General features: G+C 70.6%; 19 protein-coding genes. 7 read left to right on the top strand and 12 right to left on the bottom strand.

The genetic code is table 11. The annotated features are described in order from the left end of the window. Window positions 1–11 precede the first annotated feature (11 nt). Window positions 12–506 carry a hypothetical protein gene (locus tag EUA06_RS06060; protein ID WP_129474115.1) on the bottom strand — a complete coding sequence of 165 codons (495 nt, stop codon included), beginning with the start codon at window positions 504–506 and terminating at the stop codon, window positions 12–14. A gap of 130 nt (window positions 507–636) precedes the next feature. Here EUA06_RS06060 and EUA06_RS06055 point away from each other — a divergent pair, with 130 nt between their 5' ends. The 3 genes from EUA06_RS06055 to EUA06_RS06045 are packed head-to-tail and all read left to right on the top strand — an operon-like array spanning window position 637 to window position 3113. After that, window positions 637–2016 carry an RNase A-like domain-containing protein gene (locus tag EUA06_RS06055; RefSeq protein ID WP_129474114.1) on the top strand — a complete coding sequence of 460 codons (1380 nt, stop codon included), beginning with the start codon at window positions 637–639 and terminating at the stop codon, window positions 2014–2016. 14 nt (window positions 2017–2030) lie between these two features. Then, window positions 2031–2330 (top strand): contact-dependent growth inhibition system immunity protein, encoded by a 300-nt coding sequence (locus tag EUA06_RS06050; protein ID WP_129474113.1) that lies wholly within the window; start codon window positions 2031–2033, stop codon window positions 2328–2330. Between the two features lie 45 nt (window positions 2331–2375). Then, window positions 2376–3113, top strand: a complete 738-nt coding sequence (locus EUA06_RS06045; protein WP_129474112.1) for a zinc metalloprotease — start codon at window positions 2376–2378, stop codon at window positions 3111–3113. A gap of 5 nt (window positions 3114–3118) precedes the next feature. Here the strand turns inward: EUA06_RS06045 and EUA06_RS06040 are convergent, their stop codons facing one another. The 5 genes from EUA06_RS06040 to EUA06_RS06020 form a co-directional block, all read right to left on the bottom strand. Further along, window positions 3119–4588 carry a cryptochrome/photolyase family protein gene (locus tag EUA06_RS06040; protein WP_129474111.1) on the bottom strand — a complete coding sequence of 490 codons (1470 nt, stop codon included), beginning with the start codon at window positions 4586–4588 and terminating at the stop codon, window positions 3119–3121. A gap of 32 nt (window positions 4589–4620) precedes the next feature. After that, window positions 4621–5208 (bottom strand): PepSY domain-containing protein, encoded by a 588-nt coding sequence (locus tag EUA06_RS06035; protein ID WP_129474110.1) that lies wholly within the window; start codon window positions 5206–5208, stop codon window positions 4621–4623. A gap of 92 nt (window positions 5209–5300) precedes the next feature. After that, window positions 5301–5801 carry a mycothiol transferase gene (locus tag EUA06_RS06030; protein ID WP_129474109.1) on the bottom strand — a complete coding sequence of 167 codons (501 nt, stop codon included), beginning with the start codon at window positions 5799–5801 and terminating at the stop codon, window positions 5301–5303. Between the two features lie 4 nt (window positions 5802–5805). Next, entirely contained in the window at window positions 5806–6045 is a 240-nt protein-coding gene (locus EUA06_RS06025; protein WP_129474108.1) for a hypothetical protein, read from the bottom strand. Between the two features lie 108 nt (window positions 6046–6153). Then, window positions 6154–7287 (bottom strand): serine hydrolase domain-containing protein, encoded by a 1134-nt coding sequence (locus tag EUA06_RS06020; protein WP_129474107.1) that lies wholly within the window; start codon window positions 7285–7287, stop codon window positions 6154–6156. Between the two features lie 65 nt (window positions 7288–7352). Between EUA06_RS06020 and EUA06_RS06015 the strand changes: the two genes are divergently transcribed. Then, the gene (locus EUA06_RS06015) at window positions 7353–7763 is read left to right on the top strand and encodes a hypothetical protein (protein ID WP_129474106.1); all 411 of its coding nucleotides are present in this window, start codon (window positions 7353–7355) and stop codon (window positions 7761–7763) included. On the opposite strand, the gene EUA06_RS06010 is transcribed toward EUA06_RS06015, so the two are convergent. After that, window positions 7729–7950: a hypothetical protein gene (locus tag EUA06_RS06010; protein WP_129474105.1), complete on the bottom strand. Its 222-nt coding sequence runs from the start codon at window positions 7948–7950 to the stop codon at window positions 7729–7731. The two genes, EUA06_RS06015 and EUA06_RS06010, sit on opposite strands and share 35 nt — an antisense overlap. A 76-nt stretch (window positions 7951–8026) precedes the next feature. Between EUA06_RS06010 and EUA06_RS06005 the strand changes: the two genes are divergently transcribed. Then, window positions 8027–8854, top strand: a complete 828-nt coding sequence (locus tag EUA06_RS06005) for an oxidoreductase (protein ID WP_129474104.1) — start codon at window positions 8027–8029, stop codon at window positions 8852–8854. A 49-nt stretch (window positions 8855–8903) separates the two neighbouring features. Further along, window positions 8904–9551, top strand: coding sequence for a nucleoside/nucleotide kinase family protein (locus EUA06_RS06000; protein WP_129474103.1), 648 nt, complete (start codon window positions 8904–8906; stop codon window positions 9549–9551). Here EUA06_RS06000 and EUA06_RS05995 read toward each other — a convergent pair. Both EUA06_RS05995 and EUA06_RS05990 read right to left on the bottom strand, forming a co-directional pair. After that, window positions 9548–10858, bottom strand: coding sequence for a hypothetical protein (locus EUA06_RS05995; RefSeq protein WP_129474102.1), 1311 nt, complete (start codon window positions 10856–10858; stop codon window positions 9548–9550). The two genes, EUA06_RS06000 and EUA06_RS05995, sit on opposite strands and share 4 nt — an antisense overlap. An 84-nt stretch (window positions 10859–10942) precedes the next feature. Next, the gene (locus tag EUA06_RS05990; RefSeq protein ID WP_165354277.1) at window positions 10943–12178 is read right to left on the bottom strand and encodes an HNH endonuclease signature motif containing protein; all 1236 of its coding nucleotides are present in this window, start codon (window positions 12176–12178) and stop codon (window positions 10943–10945) included. Between the two features lie 277 nt (window positions 12179–12455). On the opposite strand from EUA06_RS05990, the gene EUA06_RS05985 reads away from it, so the two are divergent. Further along, on the top strand, window positions 12456–12845 hold the full coding sequence (locus tag EUA06_RS05985; protein ID WP_129474100.1) for a DUF2237 family protein: 390 nt from the start codon (window positions 12456–12458) through the stop codon (window positions 12843–12845). Between the two features lie 7 nt (window positions 12846–12852). On the opposite strand, the gene EUA06_RS05980 is transcribed toward EUA06_RS05985, so the two are convergent. From EUA06_RS05980 to EUA06_RS05970, 3 genes are read right to left on the bottom strand one after another with little or no spacing between them, the layout of a single operon-like run. After that, window positions 12853–13731, bottom strand: a complete 879-nt coding sequence (locus EUA06_RS05980) for a hypothetical protein (protein WP_129474099.1) — start codon at window positions 13729–13731, stop codon at window positions 12853–12855. Next, window positions 13728–15374, bottom strand: a complete 1647-nt coding sequence (locus EUA06_RS05975; RefSeq protein WP_129474098.1) for a nuclease-related domain-containing DEAD/DEAH box helicase — start codon at window positions 15372–15374, stop codon at window positions 13728–13730. The genes EUA06_RS05980 and EUA06_RS05975 overlap by 4 nt, the downstream gene beginning before the upstream one ends. 46 nt (window positions 15375–15420) lie before the next feature. Continuing rightward, entirely contained in the window at window positions 15421–16578 is a 1158-nt protein-coding gene (locus tag EUA06_RS05970; protein ID WP_129474097.1) for a T3SS (YopN, CesT) and YbjN peptide-binding chaperone 1, read from the bottom strand. Window positions 16579–16655 lie beyond the last annotated feature (77 nt).

Below are 16655 nucleotides of genomic sequence, written 5' to 3'. Positions count from 1 at the left end.
GTCGCATGCTGTCACGCCCGGCGTGGGCGGAACTCGATGACGTTCGCCGGCCGCTTCCCGCTCGTCGCCGCACGTGGGCGCGGCGCCAGCGCGCAGCGCTCCGGCACCGCCTGTCCACGCACGACGTTGTCGGCGACGGTGACGAAGTGGGTGGTGCGGTCGCCCGGGCCGCGGCCCACCACCGCTCCGCTGAGCACGTGGTCGAAGCCGAACCCGTCGAACCTCGCACGCCCCTGCGCCTTGGCGCCCGCACGCAGCAGGTGGTCGATGACGAACCGGAGCGTGTCCACCATCCACTTCGCGTCCTCGGCGGTGGTGTCCCACTCGAGGCAGCAGCCGTCGTGGCAGACCTCCCAGCCCATCCGCGCGAACGGCACTGCGTGGTCGCCCCGCCCCGTCGGCGTACCGCGCAGGGTGCGGTCGGAGTCGAGCAGCTCGAGGAGGTAGCCGCGCTCGACCTCGTTGAGGGGAGGCCGGACCTGGATGCAGCCGATGAAGTCGGTCATGCCGGTCTCGTGCCCGGGAGAGGCCGTCGCGGAAACGCGTCCCACGCGATCTGTGGACAAGCCCTCGTCTCTCCACAGATTGCTCCGCCGGGGTCGCGACCGACCTCGGGTCGCGGCAAGGGTGGTCGGTGTGCGGATCAGTGTGGAGTGCGGCGGGTTCACCCGGGCAGCGGACGCCTGTCTGACGGCGAACCAGACCAGCGCCGTGCTCACCTCGTCACTGACGTCCCGCCTCGGGTCGACGGCGGGGATGGCGGGTGACGACGCGACGAGCACCGCCTTCGCGACGGCGTACGACGCCGGGGCGCGCGAGGCCGTCGCGGCGCTCGCCGACCTGACGCACGCCTTCATCGGCGCCGGCCGATTGCTGACGACGACCGGCGCCAACCACGAGGCGGCGGAGTCATCGGCGGGCGGCCTCCAGGTCCTCGGCTACTCCGGCGACGACCTCCACGAGGCGGCGTACGTCCGGGTGCGGCCCGCTTCGCCACCACCGAGCCTCGGTGATCGAGAATTCTCGCTCACCGGCGTCGATGCCTGGATCCTCGACCAGGTCGAGGGCTTCGTCTGGCCCGGCGCCGACGTCGATCGGCTGTGCGCCGCGGCGACCTCGTGGCGCCGAGCAGCGGCGTCGACAGCTGGTCTGGCCGATCACATCGACATCGCGATCACGCTGGTGCAGGCGCAGCACTCCCCCGAGGTATCGCTCGCGGTCGACGCGCTCGGCGACCTCGCGACCCTCGTCGGCGACACCGCCTGGCAGCTGTCGCGGCTTGCCGACGCGTGCGAGGACTACGCCGCCGCGGTCGAGGCAACGCGCGAACGCACCCGCGGGCTGCTGTCCGAGGTCGGGCAGATGATCGTGGAGGGCGCGGCCATCTCGGTCATCGTGACCGGTCTGACCGGCGGTCTGGGTGGGGCGGCGTCGGTCACCGCGGCAGCCGCCAGGGTGCGGTCGCAGGCGCCGCGTTTCTACGCGCTCCTCACGGCCCTTCGCGCCGGCGTCGCCACCAGCGCCGCGCGCCTCGAGCGGGTGCGCGACGACCTCGCCGTCGTGCGCGCGAGGGCCGCGAAGTTCATGCGCGTGCCGGCGAAGAATGAGGTGGGTGCGATCCGACCGTCTTTCTGGCTGCCAAGCACACCGGGCTGGCTCCGGGCACACGAGGTGCCGCCCGGTCACACGATCGACCGGCACGTAGCCAAGACCGTGGACGAGCTGGCGGCGCGGTTGCGGCACAAGCCCTCTTTGAAATGGGCATCCACGTTTGACAATCAAGCGTCCGCTGAGCGACTCATCGCAGACGTCCTCGAGAGGCGGGCCGGCGACGTCCAGGATTGGCTCAAGGACCCCAAGGGCCAGCTCACCCTCTTCGAGGATCTCGGTGGACGGACGGGGAGCAGCCTTGCAAGCGACGGAACTGTTCGCGCGCCGACCGGGGTCCGGGTCGTGCTCTTGCCCGACAGCCGAGCAACGTCAGGGTGGCGCATACTGACTGCGTTCCCCGATTGACACGAGAGGTGGACATGGACGCGGTGAAGAACCTGATGGGCGGCTACTTGCATCAGGACTGGGACGTGTACGGCGGAGACGTCTCGGATGCTGTGGCAGCCTTCCTACGAGACGCGCCGAGCCGGATCGCGGAGACCGCAGACCAGATCGACGAGCTCATCGCGACGGATATGCCAGAGGGGGCGCTGGAGCGTCGCTTGGACGCTTGGGGTTGCGCGTATCACGCGGGCGATACGGATGACGACTACCGCCGATGGCTCATGGAAATCCGGGACCAGATGCGCACCTTCCTCGCGACCAGCGCGGCCTCCTGACCCGAATCCGCTGACGCCCAGCCGCCCGCACCGGACAATCAGCACGTGCCCCGCCGGACCCTGCTGACCGCGATCGCGATCGCGACGATCGCCGTCATGGTCGCGATCCTGGCGTTCCACCCGTCCGACGAGATCGCGACGGTCCGCCGCGCGATCGGGCTGGGCCAGGAGCGCGTGCTGCCTGCGCCCAGCGTCGTACGCAACGGTGGGTCGTTCAGCTATGCCATGACGCAGCCGGGCGACGACAGCGAGCCCGTGGGGTGGGACCCGTGCGAGGAGATCCGCTACCGGGTGAACCCGGACGGTGAGCCGCCGGGCGGGCGCGCGCTCGTCGACCGGGCGGTCGCGCGGATCAGCGACGCGACCGGCCTGGCCTTCGAGGACGAGGGCGACACCGACGAGCGGCCGTTCCCGGGCGGAGTGAAGCTGTTCGGCCGGCCGGACCCCGTCGTCATCGGGTGGGCCGCCGCGACGGAGTACCCCGAGCTCCTCGCGCAGGTCGCCGGCCTCGGGGGCGCGATCGCCGAGCGGGGCGGCAGCGGCCGGCTCCACTTCGTCAGCGGCGGCGTGGCCCTCGACGTCGAGGCGTTCACCCCCACCGCGGTCGCGCAGCAGCCGCGCGTGATGGAGGCGATCGTGCTCCACGAGCTGGCCCACGTCGTCGGGCTCGCGCACGTCAGCGAGCCGATGGAGCTGATGTTCGCCGACAACACCGGCCAGGTCAGCCTCGGTCCGGGCGACCTCGAAGGACTGGCGAGACTGGGCTCGTTGCCCTGCGGCTGATGGCCCTAGGGAGCGCGGTTGCCCCGCGCGTCCTCCTGCTCGACGAGCTCGGCGAGGTCCTTCAGCCGGTCGAGGCCGTTGACCGCGCGCGACATCCGGTGGTTGCCGGCAAAGGTCTCGCGGTGCCGGTCGAGGAACCACCAGTAGCCGGCGGTGAACGGGCACGCGTCCTCCCCCACCCGCACCTTGGGGTTGAAGCGGCACGACCCGCAGTGGTCGCTCATCGTGTTGATGTAGGCGCCACCGGACGTGTAGGGCTTCGTCATCATCACGCCGCCGTCGGCGTGCTGCGACATGCCGACGATGTTGGGCACCATCACCCAGTCGTAGCCGTCGACGAAGGCGCGGTGGAACCAGTCGGTGACCTGGGTCGGCGACCACCCGCGCTGCAGGGCGTACGACCCCAGCACCATCAGCCGTGGGATGTGGTGCACCCAACCGTGCTCGGCGACCTGGTCGAGGGTGTGCGAGAGACAGCGCGCGTCGGTCGCGTCGGCGTCGAGCTCGGCGAACCACTGCGGCATCCGCTGCGTCGCCCGCAGCGCGTTCTCGCGCCGGTAGCCGTCGCCCTGGTGCCAGTAGGTGTGCCAGACGTAGTCGCGCCAGCCGATCACCTGCCGCACGAACCCCTCGACGCTCGCGATCGGCGCGGCACCACTGCGGTACGCCGCTTCCGCACGCTCGACGACCTCGAGCGGGTCGAGCAGCCCGAGGTTCATCGGCGCGCTGACCAGGCTGTGCGCCATCCACGGATCGCCCTCGAGGATCGCGTCCTCGTGCGCGCCGAACTCCGGCAGCCGGTGCTCGACGAAGTGGTCGAGCGCCGCCAGCGCCTCACGTCGGCTCGCCGCGAAGAGTCGCGGGCCGTCGCGGCCGATGAACTCGACGCCCTCGCTCTCCCACCGGTCGAGGTCGTCGCGCACCTGCGCGTCGATGTCGTCCTCGGTCGGCCACCACGGCTCGGTCACGCCGAGCGTCGTCGCGCCCTTCGGCGGCGGCTCGCGGTTGTCGTGGTCGAAGTTCCACTGCCCGCCGGTCGGCTCACCGTCCTCGACCAGTACGCCGTGCGCGAGGCGCGCGCGGCGGTAGAAGTCCTCCATCAGCAGGCGCTTGCCGCGACGGCCCTCGGCCCAGCGCTCGAAGTCCTCGCGCGGGGTCGCGAAACCCCGGGGCGGCAGGACGGTGCAGCCCATCCGCTCGACCAGCCCGAGGGCGGCGTACGACGTCGGGTGCACGATCTCGACGTCATCGAGGTCGCGCACCGCGTCGGCGTACGTCTCCGACTGCACGTAGGTCAGGCGGTCGCCGAGCTCCGCCGCGCGGTGCCGCATCGCACTGAGCACGAGGTGCGCCTTGGCCCGGTGGAACCGACGCCGCCGGAAGACCGCCTTCGACTCGACCATCAGCAGCGGCCCGCGGTGGCCGTCGGTGAAGTGCGGGCCGAGCTGGTCGCCGAAGAGCCACCGGGTCGTCATGCTGTCACCCTAGGCAGGCGGCACCGACAGGCTCAGTCGCCCTGCTCGGTGCGTACGACGTCACCGGTCTCGGCGTCGACCTCGACGGTCACCTCGTCCGGGGTGTCCTCGTCGATCTGGACCTCCCAGATGGCGGTGCCGTTGTCCTCGGACAGGTCGACGCCGGTGACGGTGCCCTGCACCTCGGCTAGCGCGGCCTCGATCGCTGCCAGGTAGTCGACGGAGACCCCGAGCAGCTGCTCGGTCTCGGCGGCGTCGTCGGCGTCGTTGTCGGACTCCTGGTCCGGGCCGCGGGTGACAGCCGTGGCGGCCGCGTCGAGCTCGAGGTCGTTCTCGATGCCGTCAGCGCCGACGACGGTGACGTCCCAGCCCTGCGGATCGCCGTCGACGGAGAAGACGGTGCCGTCGACCTCGCCGAGCGCCGTCTGGGCGGCGGTCTCGACATCACCCTGGAGGGTCGTGGTGCCCTGGTCGGCGGTGCCGCCGTCGTCCGAGGTCCCGGACGAGGTGGAGGTCTGCGCGTCGTCGGTGTCATCGTCCCCGCACGCGACCAGCCCGAGGGCGAGTGGCGCGAGGAGTGAGGCGGTCGCGAGGCGGGTGCCGAAGGTGGTGCGGTGCATGGGGATCGCTCCTGGTAGGTCGAGTTCTGAGTACGTCGTCGACCTTCCCGCGGAGACGGATAACGCGGCTTCCGCGCAACCTCAACAGTCCGCTAAGCCGCGAGCAGCCCCTTCACGTACGCCGCCTGCCCGAGGTGCTGCAGGCAGTCGCCGATGATGCTGACGAGCCGCTGGCCGGCCGTGACCGGCGGGTCCCAGTTCTGGTCGACCTCGCGCTCGAGCTCGCGCTCGTCGACAGTCTCGAGGTAGCGCGCGGTCGCGAGGGTGACCTCGTGGTGGTAGCCGACGAGGAGCTCCGGATCGCTGATCCGGATGGCATCGACCTGTTCGCTGGTGTGGCCGTAGCCGATGTCGTCGGTGCCGTTGGGCAGCCCGAGCTTCTCCTGCCACTCCTCCCACACCTGCGGTCCGTCGGCGAGGCCGGCGACGTGGTCGTCCTGCACGCGCGCCAGGTGCCACAGCAGCCAGGCGATCGAGTTGCCGGTGCCGCCCGGTCGGTGGTGCAGGGTCTCGTAGTCGAGGCCGTCGGCCACGCCGTCGTACAGCTCCGTGATCCGTCCGAACGCCTCGGTCAGCACTCCACGCGGGTCCATCGGCTCACCCCACCGGCGACGCGGACCGCACCTGCGGTGCGCTCGACTGCTCGTCCTTCATCCCGTCGATCTCGGCCAGGATGCGCGTGCGCTCGTCGTCGCTCAGCGAGACCTGCGCCTTCGCGAGACCCTCGTCGAGCTGCTGCGCGATCGTGTCGTCCTCCGCGCTGTACTGGTACGAGCTCACCTCGTCGACCACTCGCTGGGCTGCCTCGATCGCTGCCTGCTTCTCCTCGTCAGTCATGCGTTCCAACGTAGCGAGGGCGTGCGACGACGCAAGGTCCATCGGGGTGGCCGGGCACCTCGCCGCCCATCGGTGGTTGAGGTGCGAGCGCAGCGAGCCTCGAAACCACTAACCCTTCGAGTACCGCCAGAACGCCTGCAGCAGCTCCATCGCCGGGTCCGCCAGCCCGACCTGCGTCAGCAGCACCGCGACGGTCTCGTCGGGATGGACGTACGCCGACGTGCCGGTGCCGCCGACCCAGCCGTAGCGGCCGACCACGTTCCACGGGTCGATCACCTCGGTGTCGACCCCGCCGCCGAACCCCCAGCCCTGGCCGTCGAGGAAGAAGCCGCCCAGCTCGCGGTGCGCCGGCGTGATCTGGTCGCTCATCATGAGCCGCGCCGAGTCCTCGTGCATGATCCGCCAGCCCTGACCCATTCCGCCGCCGAGCAGCATCCGGCCGAACCTCAGCCAGTCGTCGACCGTCGTCACGATCCCGCCCGATCCGGATGCGAAGGCCGGCTCTTTGGTGAAGACACCGTCGGGCTCGTCGCTGACCTGCAGGACACCGCCGTCGTCCCGGGACCACAACGTGGTGAACCGGTCAAGCTTCTCCGCTGGGACGTGGAAGCCGCTGTCGACCATGCCGAGCTGGCCGAGCAGGTAGTCAGCCATCAGGTCGGCGAAGGACTTCCCGGACGCGCGGGCCAGCAGGACAGCGAGGACGTCGTACGACGCGTTGTAGGTCCACCCCTCCCCCGGCTGGTGCATGAGCGGAATCTCACCGAGCCGCCGCATCCACTCGTCCGGCTCGGGCACCTCGTGGATGTCATCGGCGGCCTGGCCGAGCCGCTCCATCAGCAGCCCGATCACCGGCGACTCCCAGGTCGCGAAGCCGTGACCGGCCGTCCCGGTCAGCAGGTGGCGCGCGGTGATCGGCCGGTCGACCGGCACCGTGTCGGCGAGCTCGCTGTCGAGAGTGCGTAGCACGCGAGGCGACGCCAGCTCGGGGAGGAAGTCGCCGACCGGGTCATCGAGGTCGAACAAGCCTTCCTCGACCACCATCAGGGCCAGCGCCGCTGTCAACGGCTTGGTGATCGACGCACCGCGGAAGATCGAGTCGCGCCGCATGAGAGCCCCGCTCGTCCCCTGCAGCCCGAGGGCCGCGACCTCGACGTCGTCCCCGCGTGCGACCAGCGCCACGAGACCGGGCACCGCCCCCGAGTCGACGTACGGCCGCAGCACTGCCTCGAGATCAGCCATGGACCGACGGTACGCCCGCCCGAACGGGTGTGGACCTGCGCCAGGGGCGGAGGGACCGTAGCCGCATGGCCGTGACCAGCTTCCAGGACCTGCCCCTCGCCGACCGCGATCACGAGTGGGACGGCGACGCCGCCGAGAAGCGCGTACGCGCGTGGGCGGGCGCCGAGGACGAGCCCAACGAGAAGTATCGCGACGCGCACGTCTGGTACGACGCCGAGAAGAAGGACAACTTCACGGCCTACAAGCTGCTCATCGCCGACCTCGTCGACGGTCGGCTACGCGCCGTCCCGAGGGGAGTGATGGCTGCCGGCAACGTCATGGTCGGCGGCCGCGGTGGCGTCGACATGCCCACGAAGGACGTCGACCGCGCCAAGAGCCACCTGGCGAAGTACTACGCCAAGATGGACGACGAAGCGCCCTGGGAGCGCGACTGGCCCTGGGTCAGAGGTGCTGGAGCTTGGCGTAGGGCGGCTTGATCCGCACCGACTGCTCGCCGAAGTCGACCGTCACCGCATGGGTGTCGAGGGCGGTGACGACGCCGAGGCCGTAGAGGTCGTGGCAGACGCGGTCGCCGACCTCGAAGACCTCCACCACCTGCTCCGTGGCGGGGGCGAACGGACTGCTGCTGAGGTGTCTCGGCCGTGAGCCGTGCGAACTGGTCATCGTCTGTCCATTATGCGCCCTTCCAGGTGAGATGCACCCATGGAGGACGAAATCGGGGTCGCACTACGCTCGCCGCATGAGCACTCCCGTAGCACTGGTCACCGGCGGATCCTCCGGCATCGGCGAGTCCACCGCCCGCGCTTTCGCGTCCCAGGGCTTCACGGTGTACGCCGTCGCCCGCCGCGTCGACAAGATGGCTGGACTGGCCTCGGAAGGCGTCCACACCTTCGCCATGGACGTCACCGACGACGCCTCGATGACAGCCGGGATCGCGCGGATTCTCGAGGAGCAGGGGCGGATCGACGTCCTGGTCAACAACGCCGGCTACGGGTCGTACGGCGCCGTCGAGGACGTGCCGATCGACAAGGCGCGGCGCCAGTTCGAGGTCAACGTCTTCGGCCTCGCCCGCCTGGTCCAGCTCGTGACGCCGCACATGCGCGCGCAGAAGTCGGGCCGCATCATCAACATCTCCTCGATCGGCGGGAAGTTCTACGAGCCGTTCGGTGCGTGGTACCACGCGACCAAGTTCGCCGTGGAGGGCTTCAGCGACAGCCTCCGCATGGAGCTGCGCCCCTTCGGCATCAAGGTCGTGCTCATCGAGCCCGGCCCGATCAGGACCGAGTGGAACGAGATCGCCCGTGACTCGCTGCTCGAGCGCTCAGGGTCGGGGCCGTACGCCGAGTGGGCGCGCAAGGCGTTCGACGTCATGCGGCGCTTCGACGAGCCGTCGCGCGCCTCGACGCCCGAGGAGGTGGCGGACAAGATCGTGAAGGCCGCCACCGTCTCCCGTCCAGCAGCCCGCTACCCCGTCGGCCGCGGCGCCCGGATGATCACCACCTCGCGCGACCTGCTTCCCGACCGGATCTTCGACGAGGTCGTGAGCCGGACCTACGGGACGCGGTGATGCGTCCCCTCGGTGGTTGAGGTGCGAGCGAAGTCTTTCGGTGGTTGAGGTGCGAGCGGAGCGAGCCTCGAAACCAGACCTGGTCGAGCGTGCCCGCGCGCTGATCCCCACCCACGGCCGCGCGATCCTCGGCATCACCGGCCCTCCTGGAGCCGGCAAGTCGACGCTGACCGCCGTCCTGCTCGCGGAGCTCGGTCCCGAGGTCGGCCACCTGCCGATGGACGGCTTCCACCTCGCCGACGTCCAGCTCGACCGGCTCGGCCTGCGTGACCGCAAGGGCGCGCCGGAGACGTTCGACGTCGATGGCTACGTCTCCGCGCTCTCGCGCCTGCACTCCGCGCCGGACTCGGTCCTCTACGTCCCCGGCTTCGAGCGCGACCTCGAGCAACCCATCGCCGCCGCCATCGCCATCCCGCCCTCGGCGCGACTGGTGATCACCGAGGGCAACTACCTGCTGCTCGCGGACGCTGGCTGGGAGCACGTACGCCCGCTGCTGGCCGAGTGCTGGTACGTCGACCTTTCCGACGACGTACGCCGCGAGCGCCTGGTCCGGCGGCACGAGCGGTTCGGGAAGTCGCCCGACGCCGCCGGTGCCTGGGTCGACCAGGTCGACGAGGCCAACGCGCGGCTGGTGGCGGCGGCCAGGGATGCAGCCGACCTCGTCGTTCGTGCTGACGGCGCGGCACCGCGCGTCTAGGCAGCCCGCTCCTCGCTGAGCTCCGCCAGCCGCACGCACCGGTCGCGGACGGGTGAAGGCGTCGCCGCCGCCAGGATGCGCCAGAACGGCCCGCTCCCGTCGAGCGTGCTGTGCTGCTTCAGCGCCTCGAAGACACGTGGATCCATCATCACGGCGGTGACGTGGGGTGCGATCGCCCCGGCATCTCCGGTGACCTTGGCCACGACCAACCCGAGCTCGGCCACGCACACGTCATTGGCGACGCGACCGGACAGACCGGCAGCCTTCAGCTCGGTCACCCGTCCGGCTTCCTCGCCTCCTTCCTCCAGCACGTGGTGGTTCTCCTCGCTCTTCGCCCACTGCTCCATCGGGACGATGTCGGTGGACCACAGCGTGCCGTGGCCCCACGTCGACCCTGCGGGCAATCGCCCGGAGTCATGGGCAGCCGCGAGCGCCCGGAACCAGCCCAGGTCGTCATCGTCGTCCCGCATCCGGTCGGCGACGTCGCGCGCGGTCACCTCGTCCACCGGCAGCGGCCGTGACTCGAACATCGCGAACGGCCAGACCGACACGGGCACCACACGACCGATGACGGTGGCGCCAGGCCCGATGTCGGTCGTGGCACCGAGGTTGAGCAGCTCCACTGTCTCGTCGTCGCCGAGACGGAGCGTGCGCAGCACGTCGCCCTGGACGTCGACCAGCTCGTACGCCGCGACCGCCGCGCGCTCCCACTCGTCGATGTGGTCGAGTCGCTCCAGAAGGCCAGGGTCGGCGCGCGCGTCGAGGAAGTCACGCAGCCCGCCCGCTTCGTAGGCCGCGAGCTGCTGGTAGACCCAGTCGCTCGCAGCGAGCAGGGTGCCGTACTCGACGAGCCCGACCGGGTCGTCGAGCAGGGACTCGACCTGATCGAAGTGCAGGCCGGCCATCACCGTGCGGACGAGCTGGTCGCATCGTGGGTCCTTCGTCAGCAGCATCCAGCGCAGCGACTGGTCGACAGCCCAGCGGGAGGACATCCATGCGGGCGCCTCGTCCTCGAGGCGAGCGAGCTCGAGCAGGCGGTGATGGGTGAGGGACTCCTCGACCAGGAGCCCCGACACATGGTGGTGCCACGCGGCCCAGGCATCACCGCGCGCCTCGGCGTCGGTCGCCAGTTCCATGCACCGCCGGTCGTCGTCGGTCAGCAGGTGCTCGAGCGACTCCCCGGGTCGCAGGGTCGCCACGAGATGGCGTTGGCCGGTGGAGCGCTGCTCGCTCTGCCTCAGCCGGTGGGCTCGGCGGCGCTGCTTGGCGGACCGGTTGCGGGGAGTGCGTCTCCGAGAGGTGGGCATGCCCTCAGTCAAGGACGACACCGACCTCGCCGCGAGGCCCCCGGCCACATCTGTGGACAACCACGGTCGCTGCTCACGGTCGGCCTACGTCCGCCTGGCGTAGCTGACCTTGTTGTCGGCATGGACCGTCATCGCATAGCGGGGGTCGTGGGCGAGGCGGTGGTGCCGTGGGCACAGGAGCCGTCCGTTGGCGAGCTCGGTGAGCCCGCCCCTGGACCAAGGATCGTCGTGGTGGGCGTGGCACCCCGACGCAGACGTCTCACATCCGCGAGCAGTGCAACCGCCGTCCCGGAGACCGAGGGCGACGCGCTGGGCCTTGGTGAAGAGCCGTGCGGCGCGGCCCAGGTCGAGCGGCTGGGATCTCGTCCCTAGGACCGCCGGGACGATGCGCGCCTCGCAGGCGAGACGGCGCGCCTGGCCCGCGGTCATCCGGGTGCCGTCGTCGAGCAGGGCGGTGGCGTTGTCGGACAGCAGCTGCTCGAGCGTCATGGTGACCACGACCGTGGCGTTCACGCCGGCGGTCTGCGGGGCCGAGTCGACCGGGTAGCGCTCGACGTACTCCACCAGTGCCTCGCCCAAGCGGCGGCGCTGCGGCTTCCAGTCGCCGGACTCGTCGCGGAGCTCGGCGTCGGTGTGGCGCGCTGGGTTGGCGAGCGCCAGCAGGTGGCGCTTCAGGATCGCACCCACGTGTGTCGGAACCGTGAAGCGACCGTGGCAGCGGCCCTCACCGTCGTCGATCAGCGTCAGCTCGACCCCGGCCGTCGCGCGTGACTCCTGGGCTGCCAGCGTTGCCGCTTCGTGGGACTCGCCCACGTCGGGCGCAACCACGTCGAGGATCCGCTTGCCGATCTGCTTGAGGTCGCGGGCATCGTGCTGATCAGCGAGCACGAGCAGCGCGGACTCCGCACGGTCACGGGTCTCGGTGTCCACGTGCACGGGCAGGACGTCGACCGCCTCCGCGATCACCCGGGCCTGCTCGGACCGCAGCTCCCCCGCAGTCATGGCGACGGCGAGCGAGGGGTGCCGCTCGAGCGCGCGGCCGAGCACCAGGTCTTGACGTGCCTCACGTCGGGTGGTCCGGGTCTGCACGGCAAGCCAGGCCGAGGCGTCACGCAGTCCGTGGTCGGCGGCGAGGTCGTCGGAGGCCGCCAGCACCCGTGCCGCCAGCTCGTCGAGCTGCGAACGGGCAGCTGCCAGCGCGACCAGCGCTGAGGCCTTCTGGCCCGTCGTCATGAACGCCGGCTCGACGGACGCGACGCCCTTCAGCGTGGACCGCAGGTCGCCCGCACACTCGACGATCGGGTGCAGTCGATCGGACAAGGGGCCACCTCCTCGGCGCGCGTCACGGACAGCCACCCTGATTCCGGGGTGGTGCGGTGAGACGTTCCGGCCCATTGCCAGGTCGCCACCCGTGAGCCGTCTGGCGTCCCCGGAGCACCAACCGGAGTTCTATGGGTGACTGCCCCGATCCCGGGATCACCGTCGCCTCAGACGGGTCCGTTCCGGATCGGCGTGCTTGCACGTCATCGTACACCTGTTCGAATATGGCCGCAACCCTCGCCGACTCGGACCGGGGGTCATCGGGCATGCTCGTCCCATGACCAAGTGCAACGTCCTGGGCGGCAACCTCGAACCGTGCGGCACCGACCCCGTCACCGGCTTCTACCGTGACGGCACCTGCACGGTCGGCCCGCAGGACGTCGGCCTCCACGCGATCTGCGCGGTCATGACCGAGGAGTTCCTCGCCCACCAGCGCTCGGTGGGCAACGACCTGTCGACCCCGCGCCCCGAGTGGCACTTTCCGGGCCTCGTGCCGGGTGATCGCTGGTGCGTTGTCGCGGCTCGCTGGCTCCAGGCGTACGACGCCGGCGTCGCCGCCCCGGTGGTCCTGGCCGCGACGTCCGAGATGGCACTTGAGGTGGTGCCGCTCGAGGTGCTGCAGGCCCACTCCGTCGACGTACCGCCGGACCTCAGCTCGATCGAGTGAGCTCTGATCAGTCCAGGCGACCCTCGGTGTACCTCGACAGGCGCAGCTCGTACCCCGTCTCGGCGCCGGTCGCCGTCAATGCCTCGCCCCCGCTCGTCGCGGCCCTCCAGACCCACGGACGGCTGTCGCTCCCGTCCCGGATGAGCTCGTCGCGCAGCTGGACCCGCACCTGTTCGAGCTCTTCGATGCTGTCGAAGCGGTGATCCAGCGCCCGCTGGCGCCCGTCCGCCGACGTACGTCGAGCAAGTGCACGCGCGGCCGCCGCGGGCTCGTCGAGCCTGCCCGTGCGCCAGGCCTGCCACTTCTCGTCGCTCTCCTCGAGGGTCTGCGACAGCGCCTCGACGATCCTGCCCAGCACGCCGGGCTGACGGCCCCAGACCTCGACCACCAGCGGCATCAAGTCGGGCCAGGTCAGGTGGGCGAATCGACCGCCGTTCGCGGCTTCCAGGGCTGGCCCGCGAAAGGGCGGCGAGATGTAGGTCAGGTCGATGCGGGCGTCCGGGTGGTGGTGCGCGGCGTATGCGAAGTACGAGGGCACCTGATCGGCGCGATGGCTGGCCGCCTCGGTCTTGAGCTCGACGATCCACAGACGGGACGCCGTCACGACGGCGTAGTCCGGCGCACATCCAGGCTCCACCCCGTCCCTCGACGGGAGGTCAAGCTCATCGACGAACACGGCTGCGTCGTCGAACTCGGCTATCCCAAAGCTGAGCTGGTCGAGACGGCGGAGGAACCGCAGTCCTCGCTCGGAGGGCGTGGATCTCGTGTTCCACCGGGGATAGGGCCCCTCCAGCACCAGCATCGTGAGAAGTCGCTGGCAGAACTCCTCGCGACCAAGCTTGAGCCGGCGCAGCAGTGCCCACGGGTCCTCGATCGAGCCGGTCAAAGCCCCAGCCTCCGAGCCACGTCGTCGCCCGCCACCCGGCGTACGGTCTCCGGATCTCCAACCACGACCAGCTCATCGGTGGCGCGGGACATCCCGACGTACAGCCGCTCACGCGCGCGGTCGCGCGATCCGTCCTCGTTGAGGCACAGCACGACGGCCCGCCGCTCGAGCCCCTTGCAGCCGAGGACGTGGCCGTAGAAGACGTCGTCGTCCCAGTAGGTGCGCCAGTAGCCGTCCTGGTCGTGGAAGTCCGTGCGCTCGACCTGGATCGGGTGCCGGTGGCCGGTCGTCAGGAGCGCGACGTGCTTCGGGTCCCAGCCGCCGTCGAGCAGGCGGTCGACCTCGTCGTCGGCGACGTCCAGCGGATCCTGCTGGCTCGCGTCGAGGAACCGGACGGTCGGCCCATCGCCACCGCGTGAGTACATCCGGCTCGGCGCCAGCGGGCCGAACGACTCGTGGATCTGCTTGGTGTTGCGCAGGTTGTGGTCGAGCACGAGCGGGACGAGCGCCACGGGCGGCCGTCCGAACCGAGCGAAGATGCGCTGGTTCTCGTCGGAGTAGACGAACAGCCCACCCTCCTCCTCGTCGCGCAGCGACCTGAGGACTGGCGTCCACCACGAGTCGGCGAAGTCCTGCGCCTCGTCGACGATCACGGCGTCGTACTTCTTGCCGTCGGGCAGGTCGGCGGCGAGCTCCGCCATCTCCGCCGGCAGCCGCTCCTCCCAGAACTCACTGTCCTGCCGGTCTCCCTCGGCCGCTCCCCACTGCTGGCCGAAGGCGTGGAACGTGCCGACGAACGCCGGTCGGTGCCGACGGTCCCACGTCGCGACCTCACGCCTGAGGTGCTCAGCCAGGCCGATTGAGTAGCAGAGCAGCGCGACCCGCTGCGGCTTGCGTCCGTGGCCGCCGCGGGTGAGCTCCTTGGCCTGCTGGAGGGCGAGGACGGTCTTGCCGCTGCCCGCGCCGCCGCGCACCTCGACGCGGTGGAGCAGCCGCGTCACGCTCAGGATCGACGCCTGCTCGAGGGTGAGCCGATCGGCCACGGCGGCGCGCTCGTCGGACTCGGCGCGGATGTCGTACGACGTCCCCAGCCGGCCAGTCAGGATCTCGGCGATCTCGTCGACGTCGTCGTGTGTCGCGACCCGCTGGCCGTGGGTCAACCTCGTCGCGGTCTGCCTGAGCCGTTCAGCGAGATGAGCCTGGTCGCCCTTGTCGTGCAGCGCCCAGCGGGGAAGCTCGGTCAGCGTGAAGTCGGCGTCGAAGTCGGAGTACGGCGTCACCACCGCGTGCGCCCACGCGACCCGCGTGCGGCTCCCCCAGCGCTCGTCGTGTTCGACGTAGGCCCGGAGGGCGTACTTCGCGTCGCGCGCCTGGTCGACGGGGTGGATCGTCGTCTCACGACCGCGGCGCATGATCCGCCAGCCGTCGTCCCACCAGACGCTGCCGCCCTTCACCTCGACCGCGACGATGCCAACGTCGGGCATCAGCACGACGAGGTCTACCTCGTGGTCCTTCTTCTCGTCGGTGAGTCGCAGGTTCGCGATGAGGACGTCGTCGTCGCCGAGCGTGTCGCGCAGCCGCTCCCACACCTCCTGCTCAGACGGCGTGGTGAAGGTCGGGCTCTCCGGGATCAGGCGCGGCATGCGGCCACCCCATCACTGATCGCGACGGCGCGTCCGGGGAACGCCGTCACCGGCCGGTCCCCGCCTCGTCCTCGTCGAACAGGGCGAGCTGGTCGACCTGCGGCTTGCGCACCGGACCGTCGACTATGAGCCGGAGACCGGCCCGCATGCGCGAGGCCAGGTCGCGGAGGTAGTCGTGCCGTGCCTGGATCACCTTCGCCTTGTTGGGCTGGTTCAGCTGGCGCGCTTCACGGACCCTGCTGCGCATCTCGCGGCGGCGCTGCTCGGTGATCCGGATCGCCTTGAGCAGGAGCCCGGTGTCGTTGCCGTAGATTCGCACCATCACGGCCGGACCGACCGAACCGCGACGCTCGCGCTCCAGCTCAGCCATCACGGCGTACGCCGTCCCGAACCGGCTGTCCTTCCGCTCGCCCTCGCGACGGGGCGCGGTGCGAACCAACGCGGCAAGCTCGCGTGACCACTCGTCGACCTGCGACAGCAACCGCTGGATCTCGCCCTGCACGGCAGACGGCACAGCAACACCCAGCCCGAGCTCGCGCGTCACGGTGATGCGCTGCTCGGTCAGGGCGAAGGTCAGGCCGAACTCCGTGCGGTTGAGGCGGTTGACCTCCTCCAGGGCTGCCGCCTCGTGGGTGACGCCGTCGACCAGCAGGCACGACAGCAGCACCCGCGGCGCCTCCTTGTGCACCAGCACCCACACCAGGCAGTCCTCGGCGGGCAGGGGGAGATCCCCGTCGCCGTCCCATGCCGGCGCCTCGTCGAAGACGCCCGCCACGGCCAGATCGACCAGGGCCCGCACCTCGTCCGGCGAGGACGGCCTTACGACCCGGTCGGTGTCGGGCGCTGGTCCGGGCTCGGCGACCATGGCCTGCGGCTCGAGCCCGCCGGCATCGAGCAGGATCGGGTGCAGTACGCCGTGCGTCTCGCGCAGCGCCTCGACCACCATCACGGCGGCACGGTCCACCTCGCGCGGCTCGAGCTCGACGCATAGGTCGAACTCGCCATTCGTGAGCACCTGCACCCACAGGACACCGCCGGTGAGCGTCACCTCGCACCACGGCGCGGCTGCGTCCGCCGGATCGGTGTCGATCACGACGCTGTCGTCGATCTCCAGCACTGCCAGCCGGTCAGCGAGTCGCTGGCGGAACTCCCGCCACGCCGTCTCCACCGCGTCGTCCCACCGACGCTCCACCCCATCGCTCATTGCTCCGACCCCTCACTGGATCGCCCCCGCGATCCCCACGAGGCTGACTCTAGGGACGACCACCGACACTGGGGCCG

Source organism: Nocardioides glacieisoli, assembly GCF_004137245.1.
Classification (GTDB): domain Bacteria; phylum Actinomycetota; class Actinomycetes; order Propionibacteriales; family Nocardioidaceae; genus Nocardioides; species Nocardioides glacieisoli.
The sequence above is the reverse complement of the archived record's forward strand: the minus strand, read 5'-3'. Positions and strand labels throughout refer to the sequence as shown.

Coding starts and splice junctions, on each gene's coding strand:
- EUA06_RS06060 (WP_129474115.1), bottom strand. CDS start 506: ATGACCGACTTCATCGGCTGCATCCAGGTCCGGCCTCCCCTCAACGAG.
- EUA06_RS06050 (WP_129474113.1), top strand. CDS start 2,031: ATGGACGCGGTGAAGAACCTGATGGGCGGCTACTTGCATCAGGACTGG.
- EUA06_RS06040 (WP_129474111.1), bottom strand. CDS start 4,588: ATGACGACCCGGTGGCTCTTCGGCGACCAGCTCGGCCCGCACTTCACC.
- EUA06_RS06035 (WP_129474110.1), bottom strand. CDS start 5,208: ATGCACCGCACCACCTTCGGCACCCGCCTCGCGACCGCCTCACTCCTC.
- EUA06_RS06030 (WP_129474109.1), bottom strand. CDS start 5,801: ATGGACCCGCGTGGAGTGCTGACCGAGGCGTTCGGACGGATCACGGAG.
- EUA06_RS06025 (WP_129474108.1), bottom strand. CDS start 6,045: ATGACTGACGAGGAGAAGCAGGCAGCGATCGAGGCAGCCCAGCGAGTG.
- EUA06_RS06020 (WP_129474107.1), bottom strand. CDS start 7,287: ATGGCTGATCTCGAGGCAGTGCTGCGGCCGTACGTCGACTCGGGGGCG.
- EUA06_RS06015 (WP_129474106.1), top strand. CDS start 7,353: ATGGCCGTGACCAGCTTCCAGGACCTGCCCCTCGCCGACCGCGATCAC.
- EUA06_RS06010 (WP_129474105.1), bottom strand. CDS start 7,950: ATGACCAGTTCGCACGGCTCACGGCCGAGACACCTCAGCAGCAGTCCG.
- EUA06_RS06005 (WP_129474104.1), top strand. CDS start 8,027: ATGAGCACTCCCGTAGCACTGGTCACCGGCGGATCCTCCGGCATCGGC.
- EUA06_RS05995 (WP_129474102.1), bottom strand. CDS start 10,858: ATGCCCACCTCTCGGAGACGCACTCCCCGCAACCGGTCCGCCAAGCAG.
- EUA06_RS05985 (WP_129474100.1), top strand. CDS start 12,456: ATGACCAAGTGCAACGTCCTGGGCGGCAACCTCGAACCGTGCGGCACC.
- EUA06_RS05975 (WP_129474098.1), bottom strand. CDS start 15,374: ATGCCGCGCCTGATCCCGGAGAGCCCGACCTTCACCACGCCGTCTGAG.
- EUA06_RS05970 (WP_129474097.1), bottom strand. CDS start 16,578: ATGAGCGATGGGGTGGAGCGTCGGTGGGACGACGCGGTGGAGACGGCG.